The following is a 25,598-nucleotide window of genomic DNA, read 5'->3' as shown; positions in this document are numbered from 1 at the left end:
CGACACGCTCAGCGGCCGGGCGATCCGGGAAGCGGTGGCAGCCGCATCAGGGGCTCGCCGACCCGCAGGATCGATCCGACGGCGAGCCCGGGGCAGAGCGTGAAGCCCGGAGGCGTCAGCACCACGATGGTGGAGCCGTGCTCGAACCAGCCCATCTCGGCGCCCTTCGCGAGGCGCGCCGCGGTGGGCAGGGTCCGTCCGCCCGTCTCGCGCAGGGCGAGACCCTCGGGCAGGAAGCCGAGCCGCAGCCCGGCAACGAGGATGGCCGCCACCGGCACCAGGGTCACCGCGTGGCCGCCCTCCGCGAGGCGCAGGCGCAGGACGGCGCGCTCGTTCCGGCAGAACAGCGCCTCGACGCGTTTCAGGGCGATCGGATTCACGTTCCAGGTGTCGCCCCAGATATGCCGCACGGACTCGACCCGCAGGTCGTGCGGCGCGTGGAAGCGATGGTACATCCCGGCCGTCAGGCGCAGGGTGGCGTAGCTGCCGCCCTCGTGGGCGCGCGCCAGCGCGACGTCCCCGCCGAGCAGGTCGGCGAGCGGGTAGGACAGGCCCTTGATCTGGAGCAGGCGGCCGGCCTCGACGCGACCGTGGGCTCCCAGGATCGCGTCGCTGGGGCTCGTCAGCAGGGCCGGATCGGCCGCGATCGGCCGCGCACCGGGACGCAGGGCGCGCACGAAGGCGGCGTGGAGGCTTGGGAAGCGCGTCTCCCGCGCGTCGCGGAGGTCGACGTCGCAGAACAGCCGCCAGGTCGATATCGAGAGGTCGCGGATCAGCGGCTGCTCGATCCGGCTGAACCAGCCCATGAAGCGGGTGGCGAGACGGCGCGGCAGCCGGTTCGTCAGCAGGAAGTTGAGATCTTCCTGCGCCCCGACACGCGCCAGGACCGTCCGCAGCCGGGATCCGGAAACCGTCATCATGCCGTGAACCGCCTCCGGTAGGGCGCGGAGCGATGTCCGCGCTCCTCGTCACCCTGTCCGCCACCACCGTCGCCGCGGTGCTCGCCCTGCCACGGGCGGCCGAGCGCCTGCAGCTCTCCCGGGCGAAGCATCGCTCGCTCACCGGCCACGCCCGCATGGCCCGGCGCGTCGCCGGGCTGATCCCGAACTACGCCTACTCGGAGCGCGCCTTCTTCCGGTCGGACGATCCGGACGAGGCGGTGGCGCGCCGGCGCGAGGCCGGCTTCGCGCGGCTCTCCGACCTGTTCCGGGCGCGCTTCGCCCGGACGCGCGCCGAGACCGAGGCGGTCCGCGACGGCCTCTCGGATCTCCAGTTCACCGGGCTCTACCGGGTGCCGTTCCAGTACGCCCGGCACGTGCGCGCCCATCTCGGCACCGGTGCCTTCGCGGCCGCCGCCGCCGGCGTCACCGTCACGGACCTCGACGGCAACGTCTTCTACGACCTCGCCGGCTCCTACGGCGTGAACCTGTTCGGCGTCGATTTCTATCGGGCCTGCCTGGAGGAGGGCGCGGCGCGGGTCTCGGCCCTCGGTCCCGTGCTCGGGCCGCTCCACCCGGTCGTCACCGGCAACGTCGCGCGGCTGAAGGCGATCTCGGGCCTCGACGAGGTCTCGTTCCACATGTCCGGGACCGAGGCGGTGATGCAGGCCGTGCGGCTCGCCCGCTACCACACCGGCCGCCGCCGGATCGTCCGCCTGTGCGGCGCCTATCACGGCTGGTGGGGCGAGGTGCAGCCGGGCATCGGCAACCCGGTCCCGACCCGCGACACGCTCACCCTGGCCGACATGTCCGAACGGACGCTGCGGGTGCTCGCCGGCCGCCGCGACGTCGCCTGTGTCCTGGTCAACCCGCTCCAGGCGATGCACCCGAATGCCGGCGCGCCGGCCGATTCCGCGCTGGTCGACAGCGGCCGCAGGGCGTCCTTCGACCGCGCCGCCTACACCAAGTGGCTCCACGACCTCCGGGCGGTGTGCAGCGCCCGCGGCATCGTGCTGATCCTCGACGAGGTCTTCCTCGGCTTCCGGCTGGCCCGCGGCGGCGCGCAGGCGTATTTCGGCGTGCGCGCCGACATGGTCACCTACGGCAAGACCCTGGGGGGCGGCCTGCCGGTCGGCGTCCTCTGCGGGCGCGCCGACCTGATGCGCCGGTACAGGGAGGACCGGCCCGTCGACATCTGCTTCGCGCGGGGCACCTTCAACGCCCATCCCTACGTGATGGGAGCGATGGGCGCGTTCCTCGACCGGCTGGACAGCCCGGCGGTGGCCGCACTCTACGCCGACCTCGAGGCGACCTGGGACGCGCGCGCGCGTCACCTGAACGCCCGGCTGGCGGAGGCCGGCCTGCCGGTGCGGGTCGCCAACATGTCGACGGTGTGGACGGTCCTGTACACCGAGCCGTCGCGCTACAACTGGATGCTGCAATTCTACCTGCGCGCCGAGGGGCTGGCCCTGTCGTGGGTCGGGACCGGCCGGATGATCTTCAGCCTCGCGTACGACGACGCGGCCTTCGAGGCCGTGGCGACGCGCTTCGAGGCGGCGGCGCGGGCCATGCGGGCGGACGGCTGGTGGGACGGCGGCGCGCGGAGCGACAGGGCGATCCGCCGGTCGATCCTGCGCGAGGTCGCGGCCATCCGCCTGGGCGGCCTCGGGGCCCGCCTGGGCCTGCGGGCCCCGGATCAGGGCTGATCCGGGGCGCCGGGCGACGGGCCCGGCGCGCGACCCATGCTCAGGCGCCGCGCTCGTGCGGCTCCCGCTCCTCGACCAGCTCGCCGTGCAGCAGGGCCAGCGGCGCCTTGTGGTAGAGCTTGATGTCGTGGAACGGGTCGGTGAGGATCTTGGTCACCCAGACGAGACCGGTCTGGACGTCGCGCTGGACGAAGAGCTGCACCATCCGGAACAACAGGCCGGCGAGCGCCAGCCACAGCCAGATCCAGCCGACGTTGCGGATCAGGTCCGCGGTGCCCTGGTGCGGCGCGATCAGGCCGAACAGGCTCGGGTCGAAGTAGAGCGGCAGGGGCGACAGGGCCCAGATGGCCAGCAGCACGACCTTCCTCTGCAGGTTGTAGCCGACCTTGATCTCCTCCTTGTGCTCGTGGGTCGCGTCGTTGACGTGGTCGTAGCCCTTGGGCTCGAAGAACAGGTGGCCCGCCTGCCGCGAGGTCATCGCCACCAGCCAGCCGATCAGGGCCGCCGTGGCCGGATCCTTGAACGCCAGGGCGTAGGCGACCAGGAAGCTGATCGCGCTCACCACGTGCAAGCTCTGGTTGACGCGGTTGTGGTGATAGTAGCGATGGTCGTCCCAGCGCTGGACGCGCAGTGCCTCCCGAAAACTCGCCATGATGTGGGTCCCCGATCGATGGTGGTGGGTTGGTCGAAGCTGATGCGCGTTCAGGCGGCGCGCTTGCGCAGGCGCAGCAGGGAGAAGTGGCCGAGCGGCGGGAGCGCCCGGCGCTCGACGATCTCCACCGGCGCGCCGGCGGCCCAGGCGGCGTAGCGCTCCCAGGCGAACTCGGTCCGCCATCCGAGGCGGCTCGTCACCGGAGCGAGGGTGCGCTCCACCGCGCGCCGCAGGCCGGCCTCGGCGCCGATCCGCGTGGTGATCACGATCTCGCCGCCGGGGCGCAGCACCCGGGCGAACTCGTCCAGCGCCGCCTCGGGATTGGGGACAGCCGTGACGACGTACTGCGCCACGACCACGTCGAAGGCGGCGTCCGGGAAGTCGAGCTGCTCGGCGTCCATGACGGCGAGGCGCTCCACGTTGCGCAGACGCAGCCGCGCCACGCGCTGGCGCGCCTTCTCCAGCATGGGGGCCGAGATATCGATGCCGACGATGCTGCGGGCGCGCCTGTAGGCCGGCAGGGACAGGCCGGTGCCGACGCCGACTTCCAGGATGCGGCCGCCGATCCGTTCGGCGGCGGCCGCCGCCAGGGTACGGCCCTGCGCGAAGACGGGCCCGAAGACCAGATCGTAGACCGGGGCCCAGCGGCCGTAGGCCTTGGCGACGCCGTCGCGGTCGAGATCGGGCCCGAGCGTGCCCGCGCGCGAGGAACCGGTGTCGTGCATTCCGAGGGCCATGGGCGTCCTGTCTCGTTGTCGGCTAGGTCGGCCCGACGGCTCGCCTCGACCGTCGGCTGCAGGTCTGAGGCAGGCGTTCACCAGCTCAGTTCGCGTCACCGCGCGTCCGCTTGGTCAGACCAAGATCCGGCCAAGGGCTCGCGCTTGTCCGCCTCGAGAGCGCCGAGCGGCGTCGCGACAAGGCAGGGGGCGGTCACAATGGGCGAGGGAGGCGGGATCTCGATCATGCCACGCCGCCCGGATCATCAACGACCCCACGCCGCCTCTCCGCAGAAGTCTTTCCGCCGGCAAAGCTATGTCGTTCGTTTGACAAGCTTGTGACATATCCGTCAAACACGCCAACGGCCATTCCATTTGCTGGCAAAATACTGATGTGCTACGCGCCAAATCTATGCGCGAGGGGTGATATGCGACCCTTCGAGCTACCTGATCTTGCCCGGCGCGGATGACCTCGACGTCGCGTCGGCCGCGCGTCGGCTTCTCGCACACGCGGTGTTCACGATGCTCCGAACACCCTGCCGTTGCGGCCTCGTCGCAGATCCCGAGATGCGCGATGATTTGAGGGCGGGAAGCCTGCAGGTCGCGCCTTCGACATCTTCTCGCCCTGATATCGACGAGATGTGACCCGGTATCCCCAGCAGGACAGGGCGCGACGACGCGCCGAAGGAGTGTTTCGCGTGATCGAGAATTTGCGGCGTCAGACCATCGCGGTCGCGGCCATCGCCGGGATCGCTCTCAGCGCCGGGCAGGCGAAGGCCGCGCAGTGCGGCAACACCGCGGCCGGCTTCGATGCGTGGAAGCGGCAATTCGCCGAGGAGGCGCGCGGGCGGGCCAGCGCGGCCAGCCTCGCGGCGCTGCAGAACACCACCTACTCGACCGCCACTATCTCGGCGGACCGGGGGCAGCACAGCTTCAAGCTGTCGCTGGAGCAGTTCCTCGCCAAGCGCGGCGGCCCGACCATCGTCAAGCGGGGCCGCGCCCTGAAGCAGCAGAACGCGGCCCTCTTCGACTCGATCGAGCAGCGCTACGGCGTTCCGCCGGGCCCGCTCCTGGCGATCTGGGGCATGGAGACCGGCTTCGGCGCGGTGCGCGGCAACGTCAACACGCTCTCCGCGGTCGCGACGCTCGCCTACGATTGCCGCCGTTCCGAATACTTCACGGACCAGCTCTACGCTGCGCTGACCCTGGTCGATCGCGGGCTCCTGACACCGAATACCCGCGGCGCGGCGCACGGCGAGGTCGGGCACACCCAGTTCCTGCCGAAGAACGTGCTGGCCTACGGCACCGGCGACCTCAACAACGTCGGCGCCGCCCTGTCGTCCACGGCCAATTTCCTCAAGGCCCATGGCTGGCGAGCCGGCGCCGGCTACCAGCCCGGCGAGCCGAACTTCGCGGCGATCCAGGGCTGGAACGCGGCGCCGGTCTACGAGAAGGCGATCGCCATTCTCGGGCGCCAGATCGACAACAATTAGCAGTATCTCGGCCTCGAATAGACCGAGACGTATTGCGAGAACTGCGGCGGCGCGCCCGAAAATGGTCCCGATCGAGCCAAGATCGACCATCGCATCGCCCCAGAAAAGCCGGCCCGACCCCGCTGTCTCACGCTGAGCGGGGCCGGTCCGCCCGTCGCGGATCCGCAGCCTGTGCGGAGGGCGGCAGCCGGCAAGCCCCGCCTCGCGACGAGGAGCATGGGCAACCGCGATGGCTGTCGAATCCGTGCCGCTGGACGGCCTCAAGACCCGGAACGCGCGCAGCACGTGGCTCGCGCCCCTGACGGTGCTCACCGGCGCGGTGACGCTCGCCGCCCTCGGGGGCAGCGTCCTGCATCGCGCCCCGGTCCCGGTAACCGGCATCGAGAACGCCCGGACGGAAGCGCCGGTGCCCGCACCGTCCGCGGAGGACAGGGCCGAGACCGCCGCCGCCGAGCCGGAGGCCGCCGAATCGCCCGAGCCCGGTCGCGACGCCCTCGGCAATTCGCAGTCACGATGGGCCTGGAATCAGATCGCCCCACCCTCGCTGACGCCCGAACCCGTCCCCGAAGGCGCCGATGCCGGCGCCGACGCGCAGCCCGGAACGCAGGTCGCCGAGACACCGCTCAGCGCGATGGTGGTCCCGCTGCCGATCCCCCGTCCGCCCGAGTTCCGCGGGCCCGCGGGCACCGCACTCGCCCGGCGGTCCGACCGGCGCATGGCGCGCCGCGAGGTTCCGCCGGCGGCTCAGCCCATCCCCCAACCCGAAGAGCGCTCGTTCATCGAGAAGCTGTTCGGCATCGAGCGCGGACCGGCGCTGGCCTACACGGCGCTCGAGAGCAAGCCGGCCGACGTCGCGCCGCCGCAGCAGCGCGTCTCGCCGCCGCTGGCCCCGGCCCGGGATCCGGGCCCCTCGGCCGGCATCGCGGTCTACAACATCGCCGCCCGGACCGTGACCCTTCCGAACGGCGAGCGCCTGGAGGCGCATTCCGGCCTGGGCGAGGGGCTGGACGAGCCGCGCCTCGTCAACGTCCGGATGCGCGGCCCGACTCCGCCCGGCACCTACGATCTCACCGAGCGCGAACGGCCCTTCCACGGCGTGCGGGCGATCCGCCTCACGCCGGTCGGCGGCAACGAGGCGGTCTACGGCCGTGTCGGCCTTCTGGCACACACCTATATGCTGGGCCCGCGCGGCGACTCGAACGGCTGCGTGTCGTTCCGCGACTACGACCGGTTCCTCCAGGCCTTCCTGCGCGGCGAGGTTCAGCGGCTGGTGGTCGTCAGCGGCACGCAGGACCCGCTGCCGAGCCTCGCCGCCGGCACGGTCACGACCCGCATGGCCCGCAACGGCGGCTGACGACTTCTCGCCCGCGGCAACGGCCGCAAGCGCGCAGACGGTCTACCAGCACTGCTCGCGCGGCGCTTGGAACGCGCCGTGCCGGCCCGCAGAACGCGGTGGCGGCGCGATCCGGCGCCGCGACACGCGAGTCCCCGGTCCAGACCATGCCCGCACAACGATCGGCCGCCGCGGCCGTCCGTATCCTCCTGGCGCTCTCCGGTGTCCTGGCGGCCGACTTGGCCTGGAGCGCCTCCGCGCCGGACCGCGTCGGCGCGGCGGTGGTCGGGGCGCGCTTGGCGGACCGGATCGTCGGCACCTGGGAACTCGTCTCCTACAAGGTCGAGGACAAGGAGACCGGCACGCTCGTCGACGCCATGGGCGGCACGCCGCGCGGTCGCGTCATCTTCACCAAGGACGGCTGGGTCGCCTTCAACCTCGAGGGGAGCGCCCGCACGCCGGCGACCACCGACGCCGAGCGGGCCGCGCTGATGAAGACCCTCGTCGCCTATATCGGCCGCTACCGGATCGAGGGTGACCAGTGGGTCACCAGCGTGCAGACCGCGTGGGCGCCCGAATGGGTCGGCACCGAGCAGCGCCGCACCATCCATATCGAGGGCGACTACGCCGACGTCACGACTCCCTGGCGCGTGATGCCCAACTGGGATGACGGCCGCCTGTCGCGCAGCATCATCCGGTTCAAGCACATCCCGTAGCGGCGCGCCTTCGCCACGCCGTCGCGTCGAGCGACGGACCGGGCGACCGATCGGGCGACCGATCGCGGCCAGTCTATCGGCGGGTCGCCGCCATGCGCGCCGGTCGTCGCGACGGACTGACAGGATGGCGGCGATTGCAACCCTGGCAGTAATTGTCCTTTCAGGCCCCGTCCTCTATGAGGCCACCATCAATCTGCTGAGCCAAGCCAGCCAGCATCTTCCCGCCCACCCGGCAATCGCGCCACCGCGCGAGCGAGGTCTTGAACCGGTGATCCGTTCTCCGGCGAGATCGCGCGCCTAGGCGGAGGGAAGGCCTCTGCGTCGCGCGAGCGCGCCCCGTCGTCCCACGATCCGTGCGGCTCGGGGACGACGGACGCGATGCGGGCCAGGGCAGGACCGTCGTGCCGGGTCGCGCGAGACCGCGAGCGTGCCGCGACGGGAACGGGGAAACGATCCGGAAGGCCGGACGGGCGGGATTCGCGCCCGTCGCATCGAGTGTCTTCCGTACGCGCGGCGGCCGATCGGGCCGTGCGGTACGCAAAAGCGGGATCTGCCCATGCGTGGCGACGACGAGACCCAACACCGGCGCGACCGCCGGGCCGCGGACGTGCTGCCCCTGAGCCGGCGGCGGCTCCTCGGCACGGCCGCCACCGGCCTGGCGCTGGCGGCCCTGCCGGGCGCGCTGGCCCTGGCCGAGGGCGCGGACAGCAAGGTCGACGTGCTGCTGATCGGCGGCGGGATCATGAGCGCGACGCTGGGCGTCTGGCTGAACGCGCTGGAGCCGAATTGGTCGATCCAGATGGTCGAACGGCTGGATCAGGTCGCCCTCGAGAGCTCGAACGGCTGGAACAACGCCGGCACAGGACACTCGGCCCTGGCGGAGCTGAACTACACGCCCGAGAAGAAGAACGGGCAGATCGAGATCGCCAAGGCGGTGGAGATCAACGAGGCGTTCCAGGTGACCCGGCAGTTCCTGGCGCATCAGGTCAAGACCGGCGTGATGACGGACCCGCGCGCCTTCATCAACTACACGCCCCACATGAGCTTCGTCTGGGGAGACGACAACATCGCCTACCTGAAGAAGCGGTGGGAGGCCCTGAAGGCGAGCCCGCTCTTCGCCGGCATGGAGTACTCTGAGGATCCCGAGCAGCTCCGCAAGTGGGTGCCCCTGATGATGGAGGGCCGCGACCCGAAGCAGAAGGTCGCCGCCACCTGGTCGCCGCTCGGGACCGACTGCGAGTGGGGCGAGGTGACCCGCCAGTACGTCGCCCACCTGCAGAAGCAGCCGAGCTTCAACCTCCGGCTCTCCACCGAGGTCGAGAGCATCACCAAGAACGGCGACGGCTCGTGGCGGGTGACCGCCAAGAACCTGAAGGACGGGACGCGCCGGACGACCGACGCCAAATTCGTGTTCATCGGCGCGGGCGGCGGTGCCCTGCACCTCCTGCAGAAATCCGGTATCCCCGAGGGCGACGAGTATGCCGGTTTCCCGGTGGGCGGCTCGTTCCTGATCAACGACAATCCCGACGTCGCCACGCTCCATCTCGCCAAGGCGTACGGCAAGGCGTCCGTGGGCTCCCCGCCGATGTCGGTGCCGCATCTCGACACGCGCGTGATCAACGGCAAGCGCGTGATCCTGTTCGGGCCGTTCGCGACCTTCTCGACCAAGTTCCTGAAGGAGGGCTCGTACTTCGACCTCCTCAGCTCCACGACCACCAGCAACATCTGGCCGATGATGAAGGTCGGCGTCGACGAGTTCCCGCTGGTCGAGTACCTGGCGGGGCAGCTGATGCTGTCGGACGACGACCGGATCGCGGCGCTGCGCGAGTACTTCCCGAAGGCCAGGAAGGAGGAGTGGCGCCTCTGGCAGGCGGGGCAGCGGGTGCAGATCATCAAGCGCGACCCGAACAAGGGCGGCGTGCTGAAGCTCGGCACCGAGATCGTCAACGCCAGGGACGGCAGCATCGCGGCGCTCCTCGGCGCCTCGCCCGGCGCCTCCACGGCGGCGCCGATCATGCTGCAGGTGCTGGAGAAGGTCTTCGCCCAGAAGGTCGCCACGCCGGAATGGCAGGCGAAGATCCGGGAGATCGTGCCGAGCTACGGCACGAAGCTCAACGACGATCCCGACCGCGTCGCGCGCGAGTGGACCGACACGAGCGCGCAGCTCCAGCTCCCGACCCCGCCGCAGATCGACCGGGCCGTGCTGAAGCCGGTCTCGACCGGCAGCACCGTGCTGAACAGCAGCGCCACGCCGGTGAAGGAGCCGGTCCACGACCTCGCGCCGTGAGCGGTGCGTCCCGGGGCGCCGACGGTCGTGCGCCCCGGGAGCGCGTCGGCGCTCAGAGCCCGACCCGACCCAGGGCCGGCAGCTTGAGACCGGGCCGGCGCAGGTCGATCCCGGCGACGCCGCCGAGCAGGTTCAGCTCCAGGCCCTCGACCCAGCCGAGGGTTACCCCGGCATAGCCGCCGAGGTTGATGCGGATCCCGGTCCGCGACGGCGTCAGGCCGATCCAGCGCCCGTCGTAGGGGAAGTCCTTGCCGATCGCGGTGGTGGGCAGGCTCTCGCGGATCTCCGGCACCGCCGCCATGACGGCGGCCACGAAGGTGTTCGAGTTCGGGCCGGGCCACACGACGTAGTCGCCGGGCCGGCTGAACCGGTACTCGGCCACGGCCTGCCGGATCCGCGGCAGCATCGCCTCCGCCTCGGCGCCGTCGGCCGCGAACACCACCGTCGGCGGGTTCCCGAACCAGCGTCCGTCCGGCACGAACCGGTCGACCCAGATCGGCTGGCCCCAGGCCGTGTAGTCGAACCGGCTGTAGGCGCGGGCGCCGCGCTCCTTGACGACGATCCAGCTATGCGTGGCCACGATGCCGCGCCAGCTCACGGTCCGCGCCGAGAAGATGCGCAGCACGGCGCCGGGATGCGCGTCCGCGCGCGGCAGCAGGCCGGCGCTGGACCGATCCGCCAGACGCCAGTCGCCGCTCGCCCGCGTCGCGTAGAGCAGGGCGGAGATCGCCACCGGCACGAGGAAGAGCGCGGCGAGCGCGAGGAGGGCGATCCTGAACAGGGTCACGGGCGGTCCGGGGGGGAGGGCGGGATAGAATCCGCATGTAGGTAGAGCCCGCATCCGCGAAACTGCGACCGACGCGCCCCGGGGCTGCGCGCGCGTCAGGGTGGGGAGGCGAGGGCGTCCAGCAGCAGCGTCGCGGCGAGGAGATCGGCGCAGCCGCCGGGGCTCAGGCGCGCGGCCACGAAGGCGCGGTGGATCGCCGCCGCGCGCGCCCGCCAGTCGGGGGCCGCGATGCCTCCGGCGTCGAGAAAGGTCGCGGCGGCCGCGCGCGCGCCGACGAGGCCGTCGGCACCGCCGCGGTGCAGGAGGTTCGTGTCGTCGACGACCGCCAGGAGGGCGAAGAAGCAGTGCACGCGGGCCGCCTCGGCATCGCCGGGGGCGCACGATCGACCGACGCGGAGAGCGGGAAGGGCGACGGCGCGGATGGTCGGAAAGCCCGCCGCGGCCTCGGCGCTGGCGCCACCGACGCCGAAGCGCCGCGCCGCGCGGCCGCCGTGGCTGACGGCCGAGACCGGCGTCCGGGTGATCGCTGTCCCCCAGAGATGACCGACTGCCTCCGCCAGCCCTTCGGCGCTCGCGCGCTCCGCACCGGGCCCCACGCCCCGCGCTCCCGCCGCGGCACAGATCAGCCCCAGCGAGAAGATGGCGCCCCGATGCGCGTTGACGCCGCCGGTCGCCCGCATCATCGCGGTCTCGGCGGCCAGACCGATTGCCCGGAGTTCCGCCATTCCCGCATCGCGGGCGCCCGCCGCGACCAGTTCCGCGAAGAACGGCCGGAGCGCCGCCGCGCTCCGGCGGAGCGTCTCCGCATCCATGTCGTCGTGGCTGCCGGAATCGACCGGGCTCACGAGGCCGGGCTTGGGCCAGGTCTCCAGTTCGCCGATGAGCGCCGCGTGCGCGAGAGCCGCGACGCGTTCGGCCCAGGGCGCGGCGGCGCTGCTCCGGTCCGCGCCCGGCGCGATGAGGCTCTGATCGTCGCGCAGGGTCGAAGCTCCCCAAGGGTTCGCCGGCATGGCCGAAGCGGCGTCGGGCGGCCCGAGATATACCGGATGGCCGTGCCGGCACAGACGCGGCGTTCTCCGAGCCGGTTCGACTGTCCTGCCCTAGAAGGATCCGACGAAGCGCTCGGGCAGCGTCCAGAGGTCGGGCGCCTGGATCGCGCTCTTGCGCTCGATCGCGTCGGCGAACAGCCGCTTCGTGGTCTCGAAATGGGCCTCACCCGGACGCATCTGAACGGGACGGCGCGGGACGCGACCGATATCGGCCTTCACGAAGGTCAGGAACTCCGTCGGGTCGATGGCGTGGTGGGAGTTCGGGATGCCGATCGGCGCGGCTGCATTCCGCTTCTGCTGGCGCCTGAAGAGGATGTCGTGGTCCAGATACGCCAGGTGGAACAGGAACAGGTCGCGGAAATCGGGGCGGTGATCCTGGATCAGGCAGTGGAAGCCGACGTGCCAGTCGACCCGCTCCGATACGATGGTCGCCTTGCACAGGGTCGATATCGGCCGGATGTAGCCCCGCTGGCCGGAGATCGGCGCCGCGACGTCGATAGGGGCCTCGTCCCCGACGTGCATAACGTCGGCCCCGAACAGATCGAGGATGGGGGGCAGCGGCCGCGCGGCGATGTAATCGGAGAGAGTAGACGATACGTCCGGATCGGGGAGGATCAGCTCGTCGCTATCCGCATAGAGAACATATTTGAAGCCGATGAACAGCGATGCGCAGAAATCCCTGACCGTGTGGGCGCGCTCCCACTCGTTCAGGGGCAACCGCGGCAACCGGACGACGTTCGCGCGCAGTCCGGTCGTCGAGCCGTCGTCGGAACCGTGGTCGAGGATATAACAGTTTTCAGCCCCGACTTGTCGCTCGTAGTGCTTCAGCCAGAGCGGAAGCATGGTCTTTTCGTTATAGGCCATCGTGACGGCGGCGAGCGGCCTCTTGTGCAACGGTATTCCTTCCCGCCAACGCGGCCTTCACCGCGCGTCTACAGCGCATTCGCGAAGCGTTTGATCGGAGCTTAGTGGCAATGGATCGTGCGCAGCAACTCCTGAGGTCGTTGACCAAGGACGCCCGCATCGTGGAGATTGGCCCGAGCTTCAGCCCGCTCGCGCCGAAGCGCGACGGCTGGATCACGTTCGTCATCGATCACGCGCCGCGCTCGGAGCTCATCGAGAAGTATCACGACCAGACGGTCGACCGCATCGAGGAGGTCGATTTCGTCTGGACAGGCGGCTCGATCGCGGACGCGGTCCCGGTCGACCAGCACGGCACCTTCGACGCGTTCATCGCCAGCCACGTCATCGAGCACACGACCGACATCGTGACCTTTCTGCGCGCCGCCGAGACGCTGCTTCGGCCGGACGGCGTGGTGATCCTGGCCGTGCCCGACAAGCGCAAATGCTTCGATTTCTATCGTTCCCTCACCGGGACGGCGGACGCGGTCGCAGCGTTCCTGGAGAAGCGGAACCGGCACACGGTCCGGACCCACATCGACTACGCCCTGAACATGGCGCTGAAGGACAACGGCACGGTCGGCGCCTGGTCGGGCCAGGACACGCGGCCGGCCATTCCCGCGAATCCGCTCACCGACGAGCCGCAGTGGCTCGGCGCCGCGCAACTGCCCCACTACGCTGACGCCCATGCCTGGGTGTTCGTGCCGGCGAGCTTCAATCTGATGATCCTGGAGCTGGCGCAGCTCGGCTACATCGATCTGCGCGTCGAGGATTTCCTCGACCGGGACGCGACGGAATTCTTTGTGTGGCTCCGCAAGGGACGCCAGCAGCTGGCGCCGGACGAGATCCGCGAGCAGCGCACCGCGCTGATGCAGCGCGCCATCGTCGAGCTGGCGGAACAGGTGCAGCAACTGCCCGAGACGTCCTTCGTCGAGATGGCCTCGGCGGGGGCGCTGCGGGATCAGCTCCTCAAGGCGACCTACCGGACCGAGGCGCTCCGCACCGTGCTGGCAGCGCTGCGGGCCAGCATCGGCCGATTCGGGCTGGATCGGGCCAAGTTCAAGCGCCTGATCGGCGCGGCGAGCCAGAAAGTTCCGGGGAACCTCTCGGCGGCGGTCCAGCACAAGATCCTGCTGACCGAGGCGACCAAGATCCTCGACGGCATCACGGATTCTGCGGTCGAGACCGACGACCGGGATCCCGCCGTCATCGACGGCGCCGTCTTGGTGGCGCCGCTCGGCGCGGCCCAGTTCGGGGATCCGCTGCTCACCGCCGAACTGGAGCGCGAGCGCCAGCGCGCCCGGGCCGTCCGCATGGTGCTGGACGCCGTGCTCGGAAGCCTGCGCGGCCGCGCCCTCGACAAGAAGCGGTTCCGGGACCTCGTCACGCAGGCGGCCGCGCGGACGCCGAATGACGGCCCCGAATCGGCGCGCCACGCGGTGCTGTCCGAGGAATCGCGGCGGGTCCTCGGCCTGCCGGTCGCCTGAGGCAGGCCGCGGCACCGACCGCGCCGTGGCGCGAGCGGCGCCCGGCGCGCCCGGAGCGGGCCCGGCCGGCCGTCACGCCGCCGACGCGACCGCCGGGGAGATGCGCTTGCGGGCCTTCTTGTCCTCGGTGCTGCTGACGAAGGCCTGCGCCTCCTCCTTGCGCTCGAAGACGTGCGGCGCGACCCCGCGCTTGTTCAGGGCCTCCTCCATCTTGAGGCGCAGGAAGGCGCTGGTCGCGTAGCGGGTCGTGGTCGCGTAGTAGTTCGCCTGCAGGTACTGGACCATGCCGGCGTAGTCGTCGACCAAGTTCTCGTTGAGCCGGAAGCCGTCGTGATTGATCACGGCGTTGACCCGCTGGCCCGCCTTCCGGCAGGCCTCGACGATGGTCATGCGCAGCTCGTCCATGTCGCCCTTCACCCGGCAGTACCAGCCTTCCAGGTTGACGAAGAGGATGTTCCGCTCGCCGTCGTAGCTGACGCGGGACTTCAGATCGAGGTTGAGCAGATCCGAGATCAGCTCCATCGGCTCCTCGCGGAAGATGCGCGGATCCATCGGCACCGGATTGCGCACGACGGGGGCGAAATCCATGTGGGCGAGGATGTCGCGCTCGATGTCGATCCCCGGCGCGACCTCGATCAGCTCCAAGCCCTCCGGAGTCAGCTGGAAGACGCAGCGCTCGGTCACGTAGAGGACCGGCTGCGACCGCTCGACCGCGTAGGGGCCCGAGAAGGTGTTCTGCTGGACCTGGGTGACGAACTTGCGGGCCTTGCCCTCGTTCACGATGCGCACCTGACCGTCGGACACCGCGATCTCGAGACCGCCGGCCGTGAACGTCCCGGCGAACACGACGGTGCGGGCGTTCTGCGAGATGTTGATGAAGCCGCCGCAGCCGTTCAGCTTGCCGCCGAACCGCGAGGTGTTGACGTTGCCGGCCGCGTCGCACTCGGCCATGCCCAGGCAGGTCATGTCGAGGCCGCCGCCGTCGTAGAAGTCGAACATCTGGTTCTGATCGATGATGCAGTCGGCGTTCGTGGCCGCGCCGAAGCTCGAACCGGACGCCAGCACCCCGCCGACCGCGCCCGCCTCGGTGGTGAGGGTGATGTAGGGGGTGATCTTCTCCTCGTTGGCGACCGACGAGATGCCCTCGGGCGCGCCGACGCCGAGATTGACCACGCCGTTCGGCGGCAGCTCGAAGGCGGCGCGGCGCGCGATGATCTTGCGCTCGTTGAGCGCCATCCGCTTGATGCCGGTGACCGGGACCCGGATCTCGCCGGCGAGCGCCGCGTCGTGCATCACGCCGTAGTTCATCCGGTGCATCTCGGGTTCGGCGACCACCACGCAGTCGACGAGGATGCCGGGCACGCGCACGTCCTTCGGCAGGAGGTAGCCGTCGTCGACGATGCGCTCGACCTGGGCGATGACGATGCCGCCGTTGTTGCGGGCCGCCATGGCCTGGGCGAGGCAGTCCAGGGTCAGCGCCTCCTTCTCGTAGGAGAGGTTGCCCGACGGATCGGCCGAGGTGGCCCGGATGAAGGCCACGTCGATCTTGGTCGCCGTGTAGAACAGCCACTCCTCGCCATCGACCTCGACGAGCTTGACGATGTCCTCGGTGGTCAGTTCGTTGACCTTGGCGCCCCCGTGGCGCGGGTCGACGTAGGTCTTCAGGCCGACCTTCGAGAACAGGCCGGGCTGGCCCGCCGCGCAGGCCCGGTAGAGCTGGGAGATCACGCCCTGGGGCAGGTTGTAGCCGCGGATCAGGTTGTCCTGCGCGGCCTTGGCGACCTTGGGCATGCGGCCGAAATTGGCCGCGATGACCCGCGTGAGGAGGCCGTCATGGTGCAGGCGGCCGGTGCCGAGCCCTTTGCTGTCGCCGGCGCCGGCCGTCATGATCAGGGTGAGGCCGCGGGGTGATCCGGTCTCGACGAACCGCTTCTCGAGGGCGGCGTGCAGGGCCTCCGGGATGCAGCTCTGGACGAACCCCGTGGTGGTCACGACGTCGTTCTCGCGGATCAGCGCGATCGCCTCTTCCGCCGAGATGACCTTGTTCTTCCTCATGGAGCCCGTGATCCTCCCCGGCACGTGGAGGAGCGGCCGGCCGTGATGCCCGTCGCCTCCGACTGTGCCATGCGCCGCCCCCGTGGTGCCGGGACGTCTCGGCCCCGGAGATCGGCTGAGTTTTGAATACGATCGTTATTGCACCGCATCAATATTTGCGGCATCGCACGAGGGCACATGCCGGCGCCGTGACAGTACTCCGAAAATGAGAGCCGGCGCTCCTGAAAAACTCTTCGGTCCACGATCAGAAAAATTGCGCGCGTCGCGGGGCCGTCGGCCGCCTGTGCTCCGCCGCACGCGATTTCCATGGTCCGCGTGCGCCGCCTCACCGCGGCGTCCCGGGATCCGGTGTCTCTCGGTCTGGACACGACAGGAGGCGATCATGAACCGAGATCCGAGAGCCCGGAGCAGGCAGGCCGACGGCAAGGCCCGGACGGCGGAGTCCGACCGCGAGACCGATGCCCGCGCACGCGCGGCGGTGGTGGATGCCTGGCGCCGGGCAATGCTCCGGATGCGCGAGCGGCGCGCGACCGAGGACCGCACCGATCCGGGCCATTGAGGCCCGGGGAGAGCCGAGCGGACCAGTCCGGCGCCCGGCGGCGACGCGGGGCCGGCGGTCCGGATCGGCCCCCGACGTCGCCCGAATGGGGACGGGGACCGACCCTTTTTCTCTACTTGGCGCGACGCGGCGGGAGCGGCACAGCGTGAGCAACGAACGGGGAGTATGTGAGCCGATGGACGACGACGTCGCAGACGGCATGGACGGCGGCGACGCGAGTTCCGCGGCGGCTCAGGAGGCGAACGGGATCGCCTTCCTGCTGGCGAGCGCCGCCTACCTGACGCTCGCAGACGCGCATCTGCGGCGGGAAGGTCCGGAGGGGCTCGCCCTGATGGACGAGATCGAGGACCGGATCACGGAGGCCCTGCGGAGCTTCGTCGAGGAGACGTCCTACGAGGATGCGCGGCCGGACATCCTCCAGCACGCGACCCGCAAGGTCCGCGCCCTCCTCGAAGCGGGGCGCTCGCTGGCGCCGGAGATGCGGCGATTTCAGTGAGCACCGGCCCGGGCCGGACCGCGTGGCGGCGCGCTCGGGCCGGCGAGGCTCAGGCGCCCGGCGGTGAGGGCTTCGCGAAGCCGATATCGGCCGCGACACCGGCGAGCCGGTCGGGATCGCGCTCCTTGCGCTCGCTGTAGCGGTCCACGAGGTAATCGGCGCATCCGCGGGTCAGCAGCGTGAACTTCATGAGTTCCTCGCACACGTCGACGACCCGGTCGTAGAGCGGCCCGGGCCTCATACGACCCGCCTCGTCGAACTCCCGGTAGGCCATCGGCACCGAGGACTGGTTGGGGATCGTGATCATCCGCATCCAGCGGCCGAGGACGCGCAGGGCGTTCACGGCGTTGAAGCTCTGGGAGCCGCCCGAGACCTGCATCACCGCGAGGGTCCGGCCCTGCGTCGGGCGCAGACTCCCCTCGGACAGGGGCAGCCAGTCGATCTGGCTCTTCATCACGCCGGTGAGCGCGCCGTGCCGCTCGGGCGAGACCCAGACCTGCCCCTCGGACCAGGCCGAGAGGGCGCGGATCTCCCGCACCTTCGGATGGTCGGCGGTCGCATCGTCGGGCAGCGGCAGGCCGTCGGCGTGGTAGATGCGGACCTCGCCGCCCATCGCCTCCAGGAGCCGCGCGGCCTCATAGGCCAGGAACCGGCTGAAGGAGCGTTCGCGGAGCGACCCGTACAGGATCAGGAAGCGCGGCGCGTGCGCGAGCGGGATCCCCCGACCGGCCCCGTCGGTCGGCGTTGCGAAATGCGCCGCGCTGAGATTCGGCAGGCCGTCACGGACCGAAGGGGCAGGGGCCGGGCTCTTGCTCACCGGGACGCTTTCTCATACGTTCAAACAACCGTTTGAAGATTGTCGGGAAAATGGACGACGCGCAAGCCCTGGCGGCCTTCGCGGCCCTGGCGCAGGAGCACAGGCTGCGGCTGGTGCGGGCGCTGGTGAGAGCCGGTCCGGAAGGCCTCGCCTCCGGGACGCTGGCCGAGGCGGTCGGCGTGTCGGCCGCGACGGTGTCGCATCACCTGAAGGAATTGAGCCGCGCCGGGCTGGTCAGCTCGCGGCGCGACGGTCGCTCCATCCTCTACAGTGCCGCCTACCCGGTGCTGGCCGATCTGATCGCGTTCCTGATGCGCGATTGCTGCCAGGGCCGCGCGGAGATCTGCACGCCGGCGGCGGAGACCCTGGCCGCCTGCCTCAGCCCCTCGGGAGACGCAGCACATGTCTGAGCCGTTCGACGTCGTGATCTACCACAAACCGGCCTGCGGCACGTCGCGCAACACCCTCGCGATGATCCGTAACGCCGGGATCGAGCCCCACGTGATCGAGTATCTCAAGACGCCGCCGGCCCGCGCGCTGCTGCTGCAGCTCCTCGACCGCGCCGGGCTGTCGGTGCGCGACGTGCTCCGGGAGAAGGGCACGCCCTACGCCGAGCTCGACCTCGGCAACCCGGACCTCACCGACGGGCAGTTGCTCGACGCCGTCGCGGCGCATCCGATCCTGCTCAACCGGCCGCTCGTGGTCACGCCGAAGGGCGTACGCCTGTGCCGCCCCTCGGAGGCGGTGCTGGATCTCCTGCCGCCGCAGCGGGGCGGGTTCGTGAAGGAGGACGGCGAGCCGGTGGTCGACGAGCAGGGCCGCCGTGTCGCCACGGCCTGAGCGCCCGCGGGCCGTGGCGGCGGCGGTCCGGACATGAGCGAAGCCAGCCGCTGGCCGGTGATCGCCGCACTCGGCGTCGTGGAGATCCTCGCCTGGGGCTCGTCGTTCTACCTGCCGGCGGTGATGGCGGCCCCCATCGCCGAGAGCACCGGCTGGCCCCTCGCCTGGGTGGTCGGCGGACTGGCCTTCGGCCTCCTCGTCGCGGCCCTCGCCTCGCCGCATGTCGGGGCGGCGATCCACCGGCACGGCGGGCGGCCGGTCCTCGCCCTCGCGGCGCTGCTCCTCGCCGCCGGGCTGACCGTCGTGGCCGTGGCGCCGAACCTGCCGATCTATCTCGCCGGCTGGCTGATCCTCGGCGCCGGCATGGGCTGCGGCCTGTATGACCCCGCCTTCGCGACCCTCGGCCGGCTCTACGGCGCGGCCGCGCGGCCGGCCATCACCACGCTGACCCTCTGGGGCGGGTTCGCCAGCACCGTGTGCTGGCCGCTCTCGGCCTTCCTGGTGGCCCATATCGGCTGGCGGGGCGCCTGCCTCACCTATGCCGGCCTGCACCTCGCGGTGACGCTGCCGCTCATCCTCGCGATGATCCCGCACGCGCCGGCACTCCCGGTCTCCGACGGGCCACAGGAGGCGGGGTCCGCGCCGCTATCGTCCCGGGAGCGCCGCGCGTTCCTGCTGTTCGCGGGGGTGCTGGTCCTCGGCGGCGCGATCATGTCCCAGGTCTCGGTCCACCTGCTCACCCTGCTGCAGGCGCGCGGCGTGTCGCTCGCCGCCGCCGTCTCGTACGGGGCGCTGATCGGGCCCGCGCAGGTGAGCGCCCGCGTCGCCGAGATCTCCCTCAAGGGCCGCCACCACCCGCTCTGGACACTGACGGCCGCCTTCGGCCTGATCGCCCTCGGGCTGTGGCTCCTCGCGGCCGGGCTGCCGGGCGTGGCGCTCTGGCTGGTGCTCTACGCGGGCGGCAACGGGATCTACTCGATCGCCCGCGGCACGGTCCCGCTCGCCCTGTTCGGCCCCGTGCGCTACCCGCTGGTGGTCGGCCGCCTCGCCCGGCCGGCCCTGGCCGCCCAGGCCCTGGCGCCGCCGGCTGGGGCCGTCGTGCTCACCCATGTCGGGCCGGGGGCCCTGTGGTGGGTGCTCCTCGCGCTGGCGCTCGCCGCCCTGGGCCTGATCGGGGCGCTGTGGCGCGCGCGGTGACGGCGGGCCGGTAGGATCAGCGGATGCCGCCGTCGCGCAGGCGGTACCAGGCGATGATCGCCGAGACGTACAGCCGGTTCAGCCCGTGGAGCGGCAGCGGCTCGATCGGCGTCAGCGGCAGGGGCAGGTTGCCGGCATCTCCGGTCGCGATGTAGGCGGCCATCGCCCGGCCCATCGCCGACTGGAGGCCGACGCCCCGGCCCTGGCAGCCGATATCGATGAGGAGCCCGGGGGCTGGCTCGTGGAGATGGGGCAGGTAGTCCCGGGTGATCGCGACGCGGCCGCACCAGCGATGGTCGAAGGCGATCCCGTCGAGCTGGGGGAAGAGCTTGCCGACGATCCGCTCGAGATGGGCCCAGTCGGCGGGGTCGCGCGGCTCCCGGAACGGACCGCGGCCGCCCATCAGCAGGCGTCCGGTATGGTCGAGGCGGAAGTAGAGCAGGAGCTTGCGCGTGTCCGAGGAGACGTGGCCTTCGGGCAGGATCGAGCGCCGCAGGTTGTCGGTCAGCGGCACCGTGGCGACCTGGAACGAGTTCGCCGCGATCACCGTCCGCGCGAGGTTCGGCCACAGGCCGCCCGTGTAGCCGTTGGTGCACAGCACGACCCGGCCGGTCGTCACCCGCTCGCCCTGGGCCGTGGTGACGGTCCAGCCCGATCCGGTCCGTTCGAGGCCGGTGACCGGCGATCCGCCGTGGATCGTGGCGCCGGCCTTCTGGGCGGCCCGGGCGAGGCCGCGGGCGTAGCTCAGGGGCTGGATCGCCCCGCCGCGGCCGTCGAGCCAGCCGCCGAGATAGCGGTCGGTCCCCAGCAGCTGCTCGGTCTCGGCCCTGTCGAGGACGCGGGTGGGCGCACCGAGATCCGCCCACTGGGCCGCCCGCTTGTCGACCTCGGCGAGCCCGGCCTCGGTGTGGGCGCCCTGGATCCAGCCGGCGCGGGAATGCGGCACGTCCATCCCGTGCCGGGCGATGAGGTCGAACACGACGTCGGCGGTCCCGCCGGCGAAGCGCGCGAGCCGCTCGCCGCGCTCCCGACCGAACCGCGCGACGAGGTCGGCGGGGTCGTATTTCAGGCCCGGGATGACCTGGCCCCCGTTGCGACCGGACCCGCCGTAGCCGACCTCCTGCGCCTCGAGCACGACGGGTCGGATGCCGCGCTCGGCGAGATGCAGGGCGGTGGAGAGGCCGCAGAACCCGCCGCCGACGATCACCACCTCGGCCAGGCCGGATCGGGCCAGCGGCGGCGTGTCCGGCGCGGGCGCCGCCGTCGTGGCCCAGAGCGAGGGTGCGAGCGGGAACGGTTCGGCCACGGCGTGTCCTAGAGCGGGTGCAGCACGCGCTGCAGGAAGTCCCGGGTACGCGGATTCTGCGGCCGGTTGAGGACCTCGGCGGCCGGCCCCTGCTCGACGAGTCGGCCGCCGTCGAGGAAGAGGACCCGGTCGGCGACCTCGCGGGCGAAGCCGATCTCGTGGGTGACCACGAGCATCGTCATACCCTCGTCGGCGAGGGCGCGCATGACCTTCAGCACGTCGCCGACGAGCTCGGGATCGAGGGCCGAGGTCGGCTCGTCGAACAGGATCGCCTCCGGCCGCATGGCGAGCGCCCGGGCGATCGCGACGCGCTGCTGCTGCCCGCCGGAGAGCTCGTTCGGCCGGGCGTGCTCCTTGCCCGAGAGCCCGACCCGGGCGAGCAAGGCGCGCGCCCGTTCCTCGGCCTCGCCCCGGGGCTCGCCCTTCACGTGGATCGGCCCCTCGACGACGTTCTCGAGCGCCGTCCGGTTGGCGAACAGGTTGAAGCGCTGGAAGACCATGGAGACCCGCGTGCGGATCGCCTTGATGCCGCGCTTGTCCCGGTCGACCCGCTGCCCGTCGACGCGGATCTCGCCGCCGTCGTAGGCCTCGAGCCCGTTGATGCAGCGCAGGAGGGTCGACTTGCCGGATCCCGAGGGCCCGATGATGCAGACGACCTCGCCCTTGGTGACCTCGGCCGAGACGCCCTTGATCACCTCCAGCGCGCCGTAATGCTTGCGGACGTCCTCCAGCACGATCATCGATGCCGCCCCTTCGCCTCGAAGTGGCGGACCAGCAGGATCAGCGGCAGGCTCAGCGCGAGGTACATCAGCGCCACCAGCGTGTAGACGCTGGTGTTCTTGAAGGTCGACGAGGCGATCAGCTTTCCCTGGAGCGCCAATTCGGCGACCGTGATGGTCGAGGCCTGCGACGAGTCCTTGAGCATCATGATCATGATGTTGCCGTAGGGCGGCAGCGCGATCCGGATCGCCTGCGGCAGGATCACCCGCCGCATGGTCATGCCCCAGCCCATGCCGATCGACAGCGCCGCCTCGACCTGGCCGCGATCCACCGCCTCGATGCCGGCGCGGAAGTTCTCGGCCTGATAGGCCGAGTAGGCGATGCCGAGCCCGATGATCGCCGCCTGGACGGCGGTGAGCGACAGGCCGAAATCGGGCATCACGAAGTAGATGTAGAACAGCTGCACGATGATCGGGATGCCGCGCAGGATGTTGATCATCACCGCGCTGAAGCCCGACAGGATCGCGATGCCGGAGACCCGCATCACCGCCCAGACCAGCCCGAGCAGCGTCGAGACCACCAGGGACGCGATCGTGATCAGGATCGTGAGCTGCACGCCCTGCAGCAGGATCGGCAGGTAGTCCTGGGCGTCGGCGAGGAACTCGCGCATGAAGGTCAGGACCGGTCGGCCGACGGCGGCAGACCCCACTTGGTCAAGATCGCCTGGAGCGTCCCGTCGGCCTTCAGCTTGGCGAGCGCCTTGTCGATCTTGGCGAGGAGCTCGGTGTCGGTCTTGCGGACGCTGAGGCCGACCGAGGCGACGACGGTCGGCTTGAAGGTCTCGACGAGGCGGACGCCGGGAAACAGGCCCTGCTTGACGTAGTAGGCGAGGATCGGCGCGTCGGCGAAGCCGGCCTTCAGCCGCCCGGAATTGACGTCCCGGATGATGTCGGGGATCGCGTCGTAGATCTTCACCTCGTTGAAGAGGCCCGACTTCTTCAGCGGCTCGACGAAGGCGGTGCCGACCTGGGCGCCCACCGTCTCGCCCTTCAGGTCGGCGAAGGACGTGTAGTCCTTCGTGTCGGTCTTCGGGACGATCAGCCCCTCGCCGTAGCTGTAGACGGGCGCCGAGAACGACACGACCTCCTTGCGCTGCGGCGTGATGAACATCGCCGCCGCGATGATATCGATCTTCGAGGCGGTGAGCGCCGGGATCAGCGTCGAGAATTGCAGCGGCTCGACCGCGACCGTGAAACCCGCCTCCTTGCTGACCGCGTTGACGAGGTCGACCATCACGCCTTGAATGCTGTTCGTCTTGGTATCGAGGAAGGTGAAGGGCAGGCCGGTGGGCGTCGATCCCACCTTCAGGGCCTGCGCGCCGACGGGAGCGCCGAGGACGCCGAGGAGCAGCGCCGACGACAGACACAGCTTGGCCAACCGTCTTCTCATGGTGCCGCTCCCGTGCAGTGCCCGGGTCACGCGGCGGAAGCCGGGCCCGATTTCATTCTCGTGAAGAATACCGCACGTTTTCGGTATCGACGCAAGCGACTTTCACGTGCATGAAGAAGCACACGAGAGGCAGGCTGGCGTGACGGTGAGCATCCCCCGAGGCGAGGCAACGGGTCCGGAACCGGTCGACCGGGCTGTGGGTCAGCGCCTGCGCGGCCTGCGTCGCGCGCGCGGACTCTCGCTGGAGGCGGTGGCGTCCAGCACGGGCCTGTCGATCGGCTTCATCAGCCAGGTCGAGCGGGGCCTGTCGTCGCCGTCCCTGCGGGTCCTGGCGCTCCTCGCCGACACGCTGCAGATCGGGATCGGCGGCCTGTTCGAAGCGGGGCCGGACGCGCCCGACCCGGATCCCATCGTCGTGTTCCGGAAGGACCGGCCGGAACTTCAGCTCTGGCGGGCCGGCATCACCAAGCAGCTCCTGACCCCGCCAGGGGGCACGCAGGGGATGAGCCTGTTCCACATGGTGCTGAAGCCCGGCGCGAGCACCGGCGACGAGCCGTTCAGCCACGACGGCGAGGAAGCCGGCCTCGTCCTCGCGGGGCGCCTCACCCTGATCGTCGAGGCGCGGACGCTCCAGCTCGCGGAGGGCGACAGCTTCCGCTTCGAGAGCCGGCGGCCGCACCGCTTCAGCAATCCCGACCCGCGCAGCCAGACCACCGTCCTGTGGGTCAACGTCCTCGGATCACCGGCGACGACGTGAGCGGGGCGCGGCGCGTCAGTTGCTCAGGCGCACGCTCGCGAGCGTGGTGCTGAAAAGCTTCAGCATGGCGGCGGTGATGTCGCCGTTCGTGGTCACCGGAAAATACATGCCGTCGGACGCGCAGGCCTGCAGGGCCGGCCCGATCTTCGACTCGTACGGCCTGACGTAGCTGTTGTAGAAATCGTTGTCGTAGATCGGCAGGTACTGCGTGTAGATGATCCCGATCTTGACGTTCTTGTTCTTGAGATTCGTGCAGGTCGAGGGACTCAGCGGCCCGATGAAGCGGTTGCTCTGGATCTGGAAACCCGCGCTCTGGTTGGTGACGCTGCCGCCGGTGTCCTCGACGCCGTCGGTGACCATGAACAGGAACCGGATCGGCTTGTCCGGCGTCAGCCCGTCGCCGCTGGCCGGGATCGTCGCGTTCATCTTCGCGATGGCCCGCTCGAAATCGGTCTGATTGTCGGACTGATTGTAGTAGGCGTAGGCGATATCGATATTCGGGGTCGCGGTCTTGATATTGTTCAAGGTCGGCGTCATCGCCTGCAGCCGCGTCTGCGTCACCGTATCGTTGAAGGTCCACATCTCCATCTGGAACTGTTGCGGCAACAACATGCTGACATTCGCCTGATCGACGAGCGCCGAGACCGCGTCCCTCAGAACCTGGATGCGGAGCTTGATGTTGTTCCGCGACGCCACATGGTAGAAGTCGTTCTGATCGTCGCCGATGATGTTGCCCTTGTTGTCGAAGGTGTGCTGGTGGCAGGCGAACGCGCACCCGTTGGTCGCGCGCTTCATGTTGCTCACGTCGGCATCGGTCGCCGCGAGCCCCATCGACGGCGAGTTGTCGAGCAGCAGGTAGTAGTTGATGTACTGCGAAGTGTTGCGGGTCGCCGAGGACGTGCCGCTGATGGGCATGGCCGGGATCTGCATCATCGATGCCAGGCTGGTCTTGACCGTCGCCGTGTAGGTGGCGGTGAGGCTCAGCGTCTTCGCGCTGTTCACCGGCGCGCCGGGGACGAACGAGGTCACCGTGACGCCCGGAACCTTGGCGGCCTCGGCGCGGAACTGCGTCTCCATGTTCTGCAAGGTCGTCGCCGGGATCGTGTTGGTCTTCTGCGACATCACCGCGAGCACGGCGCCGTCGAGGGCGGTGTCGAGCTGGGTCTTCGCGGCGTTGCGGCGCCCATAATCGATCGCCGCCGCCGTGGCGAACATGACCGGCAGCGTGACCAGCGCGAACGTCAGCGCGACCTGACCGGAGCGCGCCCGCGGAAACGCCGCGACGGCCAGCCTGAGAGCGCGGTTCAACCGGATGCGGAACACCGACACGGGCCTTCC

25 protein-coding genes are annotated in these 25,598 nt (G+C 70.5%); 12 read left to right on the top strand and 13 right to left on the bottom strand.

What is annotated here, in order from left to right; all coding sequences use genetic code 11:
* Positions 1–8: 8 nt before the first annotated feature.
* Positions 9–920 (bottom strand): archaetidylserine decarboxylase, encoded by a 912-nt coding sequence (asd, locus tag ACX9MN_RS04305; protein ID WP_489723795.1) that lies wholly within the window; start codon positions 918–920, stop codon positions 9–11.
* A 32-nt stretch (positions 921–952) separates the two neighbouring features.
* Here asd and ACX9MN_RS04300 point away from each other — a divergent pair, with 32 nt between their 5' ends.
* The gene (locus tag ACX9MN_RS04300; protein ID WP_489723794.1) at positions 953–2,644 is read left to right on the top strand and encodes an aminotransferase class III-fold pyridoxal phosphate-dependent enzyme; all 1,692 of its coding nucleotides are present in this window, start codon (positions 953–955) and stop codon (positions 2,642–2,644) included.
* Between the two features lie 40 nt (positions 2,645–2,684).
* Here the strand turns inward: ACX9MN_RS04300 and ACX9MN_RS04295 are convergent, their stop codons facing one another.
* The gene (locus tag ACX9MN_RS04295; RefSeq protein WP_489723793.1) at positions 2,685–3,296 is read right to left on the bottom strand and encodes a hypothetical protein; all 612 of its coding nucleotides are present in this window, start codon (positions 3,294–3,296) and stop codon (positions 2,685–2,687) included.
* Between the two features lie 50 nt (positions 3,297–3,346).
* Entirely contained in the window at positions 3,347–4,033 is a 687-nt protein-coding gene (locus tag ACX9MN_RS04290) for a class I SAM-dependent methyltransferase (RefSeq protein WP_020091710.1), read from the bottom strand.
* 677 nt (positions 4,034–4,710) lie between these two features.
* Here ACX9MN_RS04290 and ACX9MN_RS04285 point away from each other — a divergent pair.
* The 4 genes from ACX9MN_RS04285 (at position 4,711) to mqo (ending at position 9,841) form a co-directional block, all read left to right on the top strand.
* A complete protein-coding gene (locus ACX9MN_RS04285; protein ID WP_489723792.1) occupies positions 4,711–5,505 on the top strand; it encodes a lytic murein transglycosylase in 795 nt (264 codons plus the stop codon).
* A gap of 229 nt (positions 5,506–5,734) precedes the next feature.
* A complete protein-coding gene (locus ACX9MN_RS04280; protein ID WP_091678697.1) occupies positions 5,735–6,859 on the top strand; it encodes a DUF2778 domain-containing protein in 1,125 nt (374 codons plus the stop codon).
* A gap of 146 nt (positions 6,860–7,005) precedes the next feature.
* Positions 7,006–7,554 carry a lipocalin-like domain-containing protein gene (locus ACX9MN_RS04275; RefSeq protein ID WP_489723791.1) on the top strand — a complete coding sequence of 183 codons (549 nt, stop codon included), beginning with the start codon at positions 7,006–7,008 and terminating at the stop codon, positions 7,552–7,554.
* 556 nt (positions 7,555–8,110) lie between these two features.
* Positions 8,111–9,841, top strand: a complete 1,731-nt coding sequence (mqo, locus tag ACX9MN_RS04270) for a malate dehydrogenase (quinone) (RefSeq protein ID WP_489723790.1) — start codon at positions 8,111–8,113, stop codon at positions 9,839–9,841.
* 52 nt (positions 9,842–9,893) lie between these two features.
* Here mqo and ACX9MN_RS04265 read toward each other — a convergent pair whose 3' ends face one another.
* From ACX9MN_RS04265 to ACX9MN_RS04255, 3 genes are all read right to left on the bottom strand, one after another.
* A complete protein-coding gene (locus ACX9MN_RS04265) occupies positions 9,894–10,628 on the bottom strand; it encodes a DUF3750 domain-containing protein (protein WP_331298416.1) in 735 nt (244 codons plus the stop codon).
* 95 nt (positions 10,629–10,723) lie between these two features.
* Complete coding sequence (gene mdcB / locus ACX9MN_RS04260) at positions 10,724–11,638, bottom strand: triphosphoribosyl-dephospho-CoA synthase MdcB (protein ID WP_489723789.1); 915 nt, start codon at positions 11,636–11,638, stop codon at positions 10,724–10,726.
* A 90-nt stretch (positions 11,639–11,728) separates the two neighbouring features.
* Positions 11,729–12,571, bottom strand: coding sequence for a glycosyltransferase family 2 protein (locus ACX9MN_RS04255; protein ID WP_056521372.1), 843 nt, complete (start codon positions 12,569–12,571; stop codon positions 11,729–11,731).
* An 80-nt stretch (positions 12,572–12,651) separates the two neighbouring features.
* Here ACX9MN_RS04255 and ACX9MN_RS04250 point away from each other — a divergent pair, with 80 nt between their 5' ends.
* Positions 12,652–14,064, top strand: a complete 1,413-nt coding sequence (locus tag ACX9MN_RS04250) for a methyltransferase domain-containing protein (protein WP_489723788.1) — start codon at positions 12,652–12,654, stop codon at positions 14,062–14,064.
* 72 nt (positions 14,065–14,136) lie between these two features.
* On the opposite strand, the gene ACX9MN_RS04245 is transcribed toward ACX9MN_RS04250, so the two are convergent.
* Complete coding sequence (locus ACX9MN_RS04245) at positions 14,137–16,119, bottom strand: acyl CoA:acetate/3-ketoacid CoA transferase (RefSeq protein WP_020091719.1); 1,983 nt, start codon at positions 16,117–16,119, stop codon at positions 14,137–14,139.
* 382 nt (positions 16,120–16,501) lie between these two features.
* On the opposite strand from ACX9MN_RS04245, the gene ACX9MN_RS04240 reads away from it, so the two are divergent.
* Both ACX9MN_RS04240 and ACX9MN_RS04235 read left to right on the top strand, forming a co-directional pair.
* Positions 16,502–16,678 (top strand): hypothetical protein, encoded by a 177-nt coding sequence (locus ACX9MN_RS04240; protein WP_489723787.1) that lies wholly within the window; start codon positions 16,502–16,504, stop codon positions 16,676–16,678.
* 175 nt (positions 16,679–16,853) lie between these two features.
* Positions 16,854–17,174: a hypothetical protein gene (locus tag ACX9MN_RS04235; RefSeq protein WP_020091721.1), complete on the top strand. Its 321-nt coding sequence runs from the start codon at positions 16,854–16,856 to the stop codon at positions 17,172–17,174.
* Positions 17,175–17,223: 49 nt separating this feature from the next.
* Here ACX9MN_RS04235 and arsH read toward each other — a convergent pair whose 3' ends face one another.
* On the bottom strand, positions 17,224–17,991 hold the full coding sequence (arsH, locus tag ACX9MN_RS04230) for an arsenical resistance protein ArsH (RefSeq protein ID WP_020091722.1): 768 nt from the start codon (positions 17,989–17,991) through the stop codon (positions 17,224–17,226).
* A 50-nt stretch (positions 17,992–18,041) separates the two neighbouring features.
* Between arsH and ACX9MN_RS04225 the strand changes: the two genes are divergently transcribed.
* From ACX9MN_RS04225 to ACX9MN_RS04215, 3 genes are read left to right on the top strand one after another with little or no spacing between them, the layout of a single operon-like run.
* The gene (locus ACX9MN_RS04225) at positions 18,042–18,401 is read left to right on the top strand and encodes an ArsR/SmtB family transcription factor (protein ID WP_091924628.1); all 360 of its coding nucleotides are present in this window, start codon (positions 18,042–18,044) and stop codon (positions 18,399–18,401) included.
* Positions 18,394–18,831, top strand: a complete 438-nt coding sequence (gene arsC / locus ACX9MN_RS04220; protein ID WP_489723786.1) for an arsenate reductase (glutaredoxin) — start codon at positions 18,394–18,396, stop codon at positions 18,829–18,831. The genes ACX9MN_RS04225 and arsC overlap by 8 nt, the downstream gene beginning before the upstream one ends.
* 33 nt (positions 18,832–18,864) lie before the next feature.
* A complete protein-coding gene (locus tag ACX9MN_RS04215; RefSeq protein WP_489723785.1) occupies positions 18,865–20,028 on the top strand; it encodes an MFS transporter in 1,164 nt (387 codons plus the stop codon).
* Between the two features lie 16 nt (positions 20,029–20,044).
* Here the strand turns inward: ACX9MN_RS04215 and ACX9MN_RS04210 are convergent, their stop codons facing one another.
* The 4 genes from ACX9MN_RS04210 to ACX9MN_RS04195 are packed head-to-tail and all read right to left on the bottom strand — an operon-like array spanning position 20,045 to position 23,503.
* Positions 20,045–21,334, bottom strand: coding sequence for an NAD(P)/FAD-dependent oxidoreductase (locus tag ACX9MN_RS04210; protein WP_489723784.1), 1,290 nt, complete (start codon positions 21,332–21,334; stop codon positions 20,045–20,047).
* 8 nt (positions 21,335–21,342) lie between these two features.
* Positions 21,343–22,074 (bottom strand): amino acid ABC transporter ATP-binding protein, encoded by a 732-nt coding sequence (locus ACX9MN_RS04205; protein ID WP_020091727.1) that lies wholly within the window; start codon positions 22,072–22,074, stop codon positions 21,343–21,345.
* A complete protein-coding gene (locus tag ACX9MN_RS04200) occupies positions 22,071–22,724 on the bottom strand; it encodes an amino acid ABC transporter permease (protein ID WP_012317380.1) in 654 nt (217 codons plus the stop codon). The genes ACX9MN_RS04205 and ACX9MN_RS04200 overlap by 4 nt, the downstream gene beginning before the upstream one ends.
* 5 nt (positions 22,725–22,729) lie before the next feature.
* Positions 22,730–23,503 carry an ABC transporter substrate-binding protein gene (locus ACX9MN_RS04195; RefSeq protein ID WP_091978041.1) on the bottom strand — a complete coding sequence of 258 codons (774 nt, stop codon included), beginning with the start codon at positions 23,501–23,503 and terminating at the stop codon, positions 22,730–22,732.
* A 139-nt stretch (positions 23,504–23,642) separates the two neighbouring features.
* Here ACX9MN_RS04195 and ACX9MN_RS04190 point away from each other — a divergent pair, with 139 nt between their 5' ends.
* Positions 23,643–24,260, top strand: coding sequence for a helix-turn-helix domain-containing protein (locus tag ACX9MN_RS04190; protein ID WP_026604724.1), 618 nt, complete (start codon positions 23,643–23,645; stop codon positions 24,258–24,260).
* A 15-nt stretch (positions 24,261–24,275) separates the two neighbouring features.
* On the opposite strand, the gene ACX9MN_RS04185 is transcribed toward ACX9MN_RS04190, so the two are convergent.
* Positions 24,276–25,589 (bottom strand): TadE/TadG family type IV pilus assembly protein, encoded by a 1,314-nt coding sequence (locus ACX9MN_RS04185; protein WP_489723783.1) that lies wholly within the window; start codon positions 25,587–25,589, stop codon positions 24,276–24,278.
* Between the last annotated feature and the right edge of the window lie 9 nt (positions 25,590–25,598).

It is taken from the genome of Methylobacterium sp. 1A, assembly GCF_058072805.1.
This window is presented reverse-complemented; position numbering and strand designations above follow the sequence as displayed.

Coding starts and splice junctions, on each gene's coding strand:
- asd (WP_489723795.1), bottom strand. CDS start 920: ATGATGACGGTTTCCGGATCCCGGCTGCGGACGGTCCTGGCGCGTGTC.
- ACX9MN_RS04300 (WP_489723794.1), top strand. CDS start 953: ATGTCCGCGCTCCTCGTCACCCTGTCCGCCACCACCGTCGCCGCGGTG.
- ACX9MN_RS04295 (WP_489723793.1), bottom strand. CDS start 3,296: ATGGCGAGTTTTCGGGAGGCACTGCGCGTCCAGCGCTGGGACGACCAT.
- ACX9MN_RS04290 (WP_020091710.1), bottom strand. CDS start 4,033: ATGGCCCTCGGAATGCACGACACCGGTTCCTCGCGCGCGGGCACGCTC.
- ACX9MN_RS04280 (WP_091678697.1), top strand. CDS start 5,735: ATGGCTGTCGAATCCGTGCCGCTGGACGGCCTCAAGACCCGGAACGCG.
- ACX9MN_RS04275 (WP_489723791.1), top strand. CDS start 7,006: ATGCCCGCACAACGATCGGCCGCCGCGGCCGTCCGTATCCTCCTGGCG.
- mqo (WP_489723790.1), top strand. CDS start 8,111: ATGCGTGGCGACGACGAGACCCAACACCGGCGCGACCGCCGGGCCGCG.
- mdcB (WP_489723789.1), bottom strand. CDS start 11,638: ATGCCGGCGAACCCTTGGGGAGCTTCGACCCTGCGCGACGATCAGAGC.
- ACX9MN_RS04250 (WP_489723788.1), top strand. CDS start 12,652: ATGGATCGTGCGCAGCAACTCCTGAGGTCGTTGACCAAGGACGCCCGC.
- ACX9MN_RS04245 (WP_020091719.1), bottom strand. CDS start 16,119: ATGAGGAAGAACAAGGTCATCTCGGCGGAAGAGGCGATCGCGCTGATC.
- ACX9MN_RS04240 (WP_489723787.1), top strand. CDS start 16,502: ATGAACCGAGATCCGAGAGCCCGGAGCAGGCAGGCCGACGGCAAGGCC.
- ACX9MN_RS04235 (WP_020091721.1), top strand. CDS start 16,854: ATGGACGACGACGTCGCAGACGGCATGGACGGCGGCGACGCGAGTTCC.
- ACX9MN_RS04225 (WP_091924628.1), top strand. CDS start 18,042: ATGGACGACGCGCAAGCCCTGGCGGCCTTCGCGGCCCTGGCGCAGGAG.
- arsC (WP_489723786.1), top strand. CDS start 18,394: ATGTCTGAGCCGTTCGACGTCGTGATCTACCACAAACCGGCCTGCGGC.
- ACX9MN_RS04215 (WP_489723785.1), top strand. CDS start 18,865: ATGAGCGAAGCCAGCCGCTGGCCGGTGATCGCCGCACTCGGCGTCGTG.
- ACX9MN_RS04205 (WP_020091727.1), bottom strand. CDS start 22,074: ATGATCGTGCTGGAGGACGTCCGCAAGCATTACGGCGCGCTGGAGGTG.
- ACX9MN_RS04200 (WP_012317380.1), bottom strand. CDS start 22,724: ATGCGCGAGTTCCTCGCCGACGCCCAGGACTACCTGCCGATCCTGCTG.
- ACX9MN_RS04195 (WP_091978041.1), bottom strand. CDS start 23,503: ATGAGAAGACGGTTGGCCAAGCTGTGTCTGTCGTCGGCGCTGCTCCTC.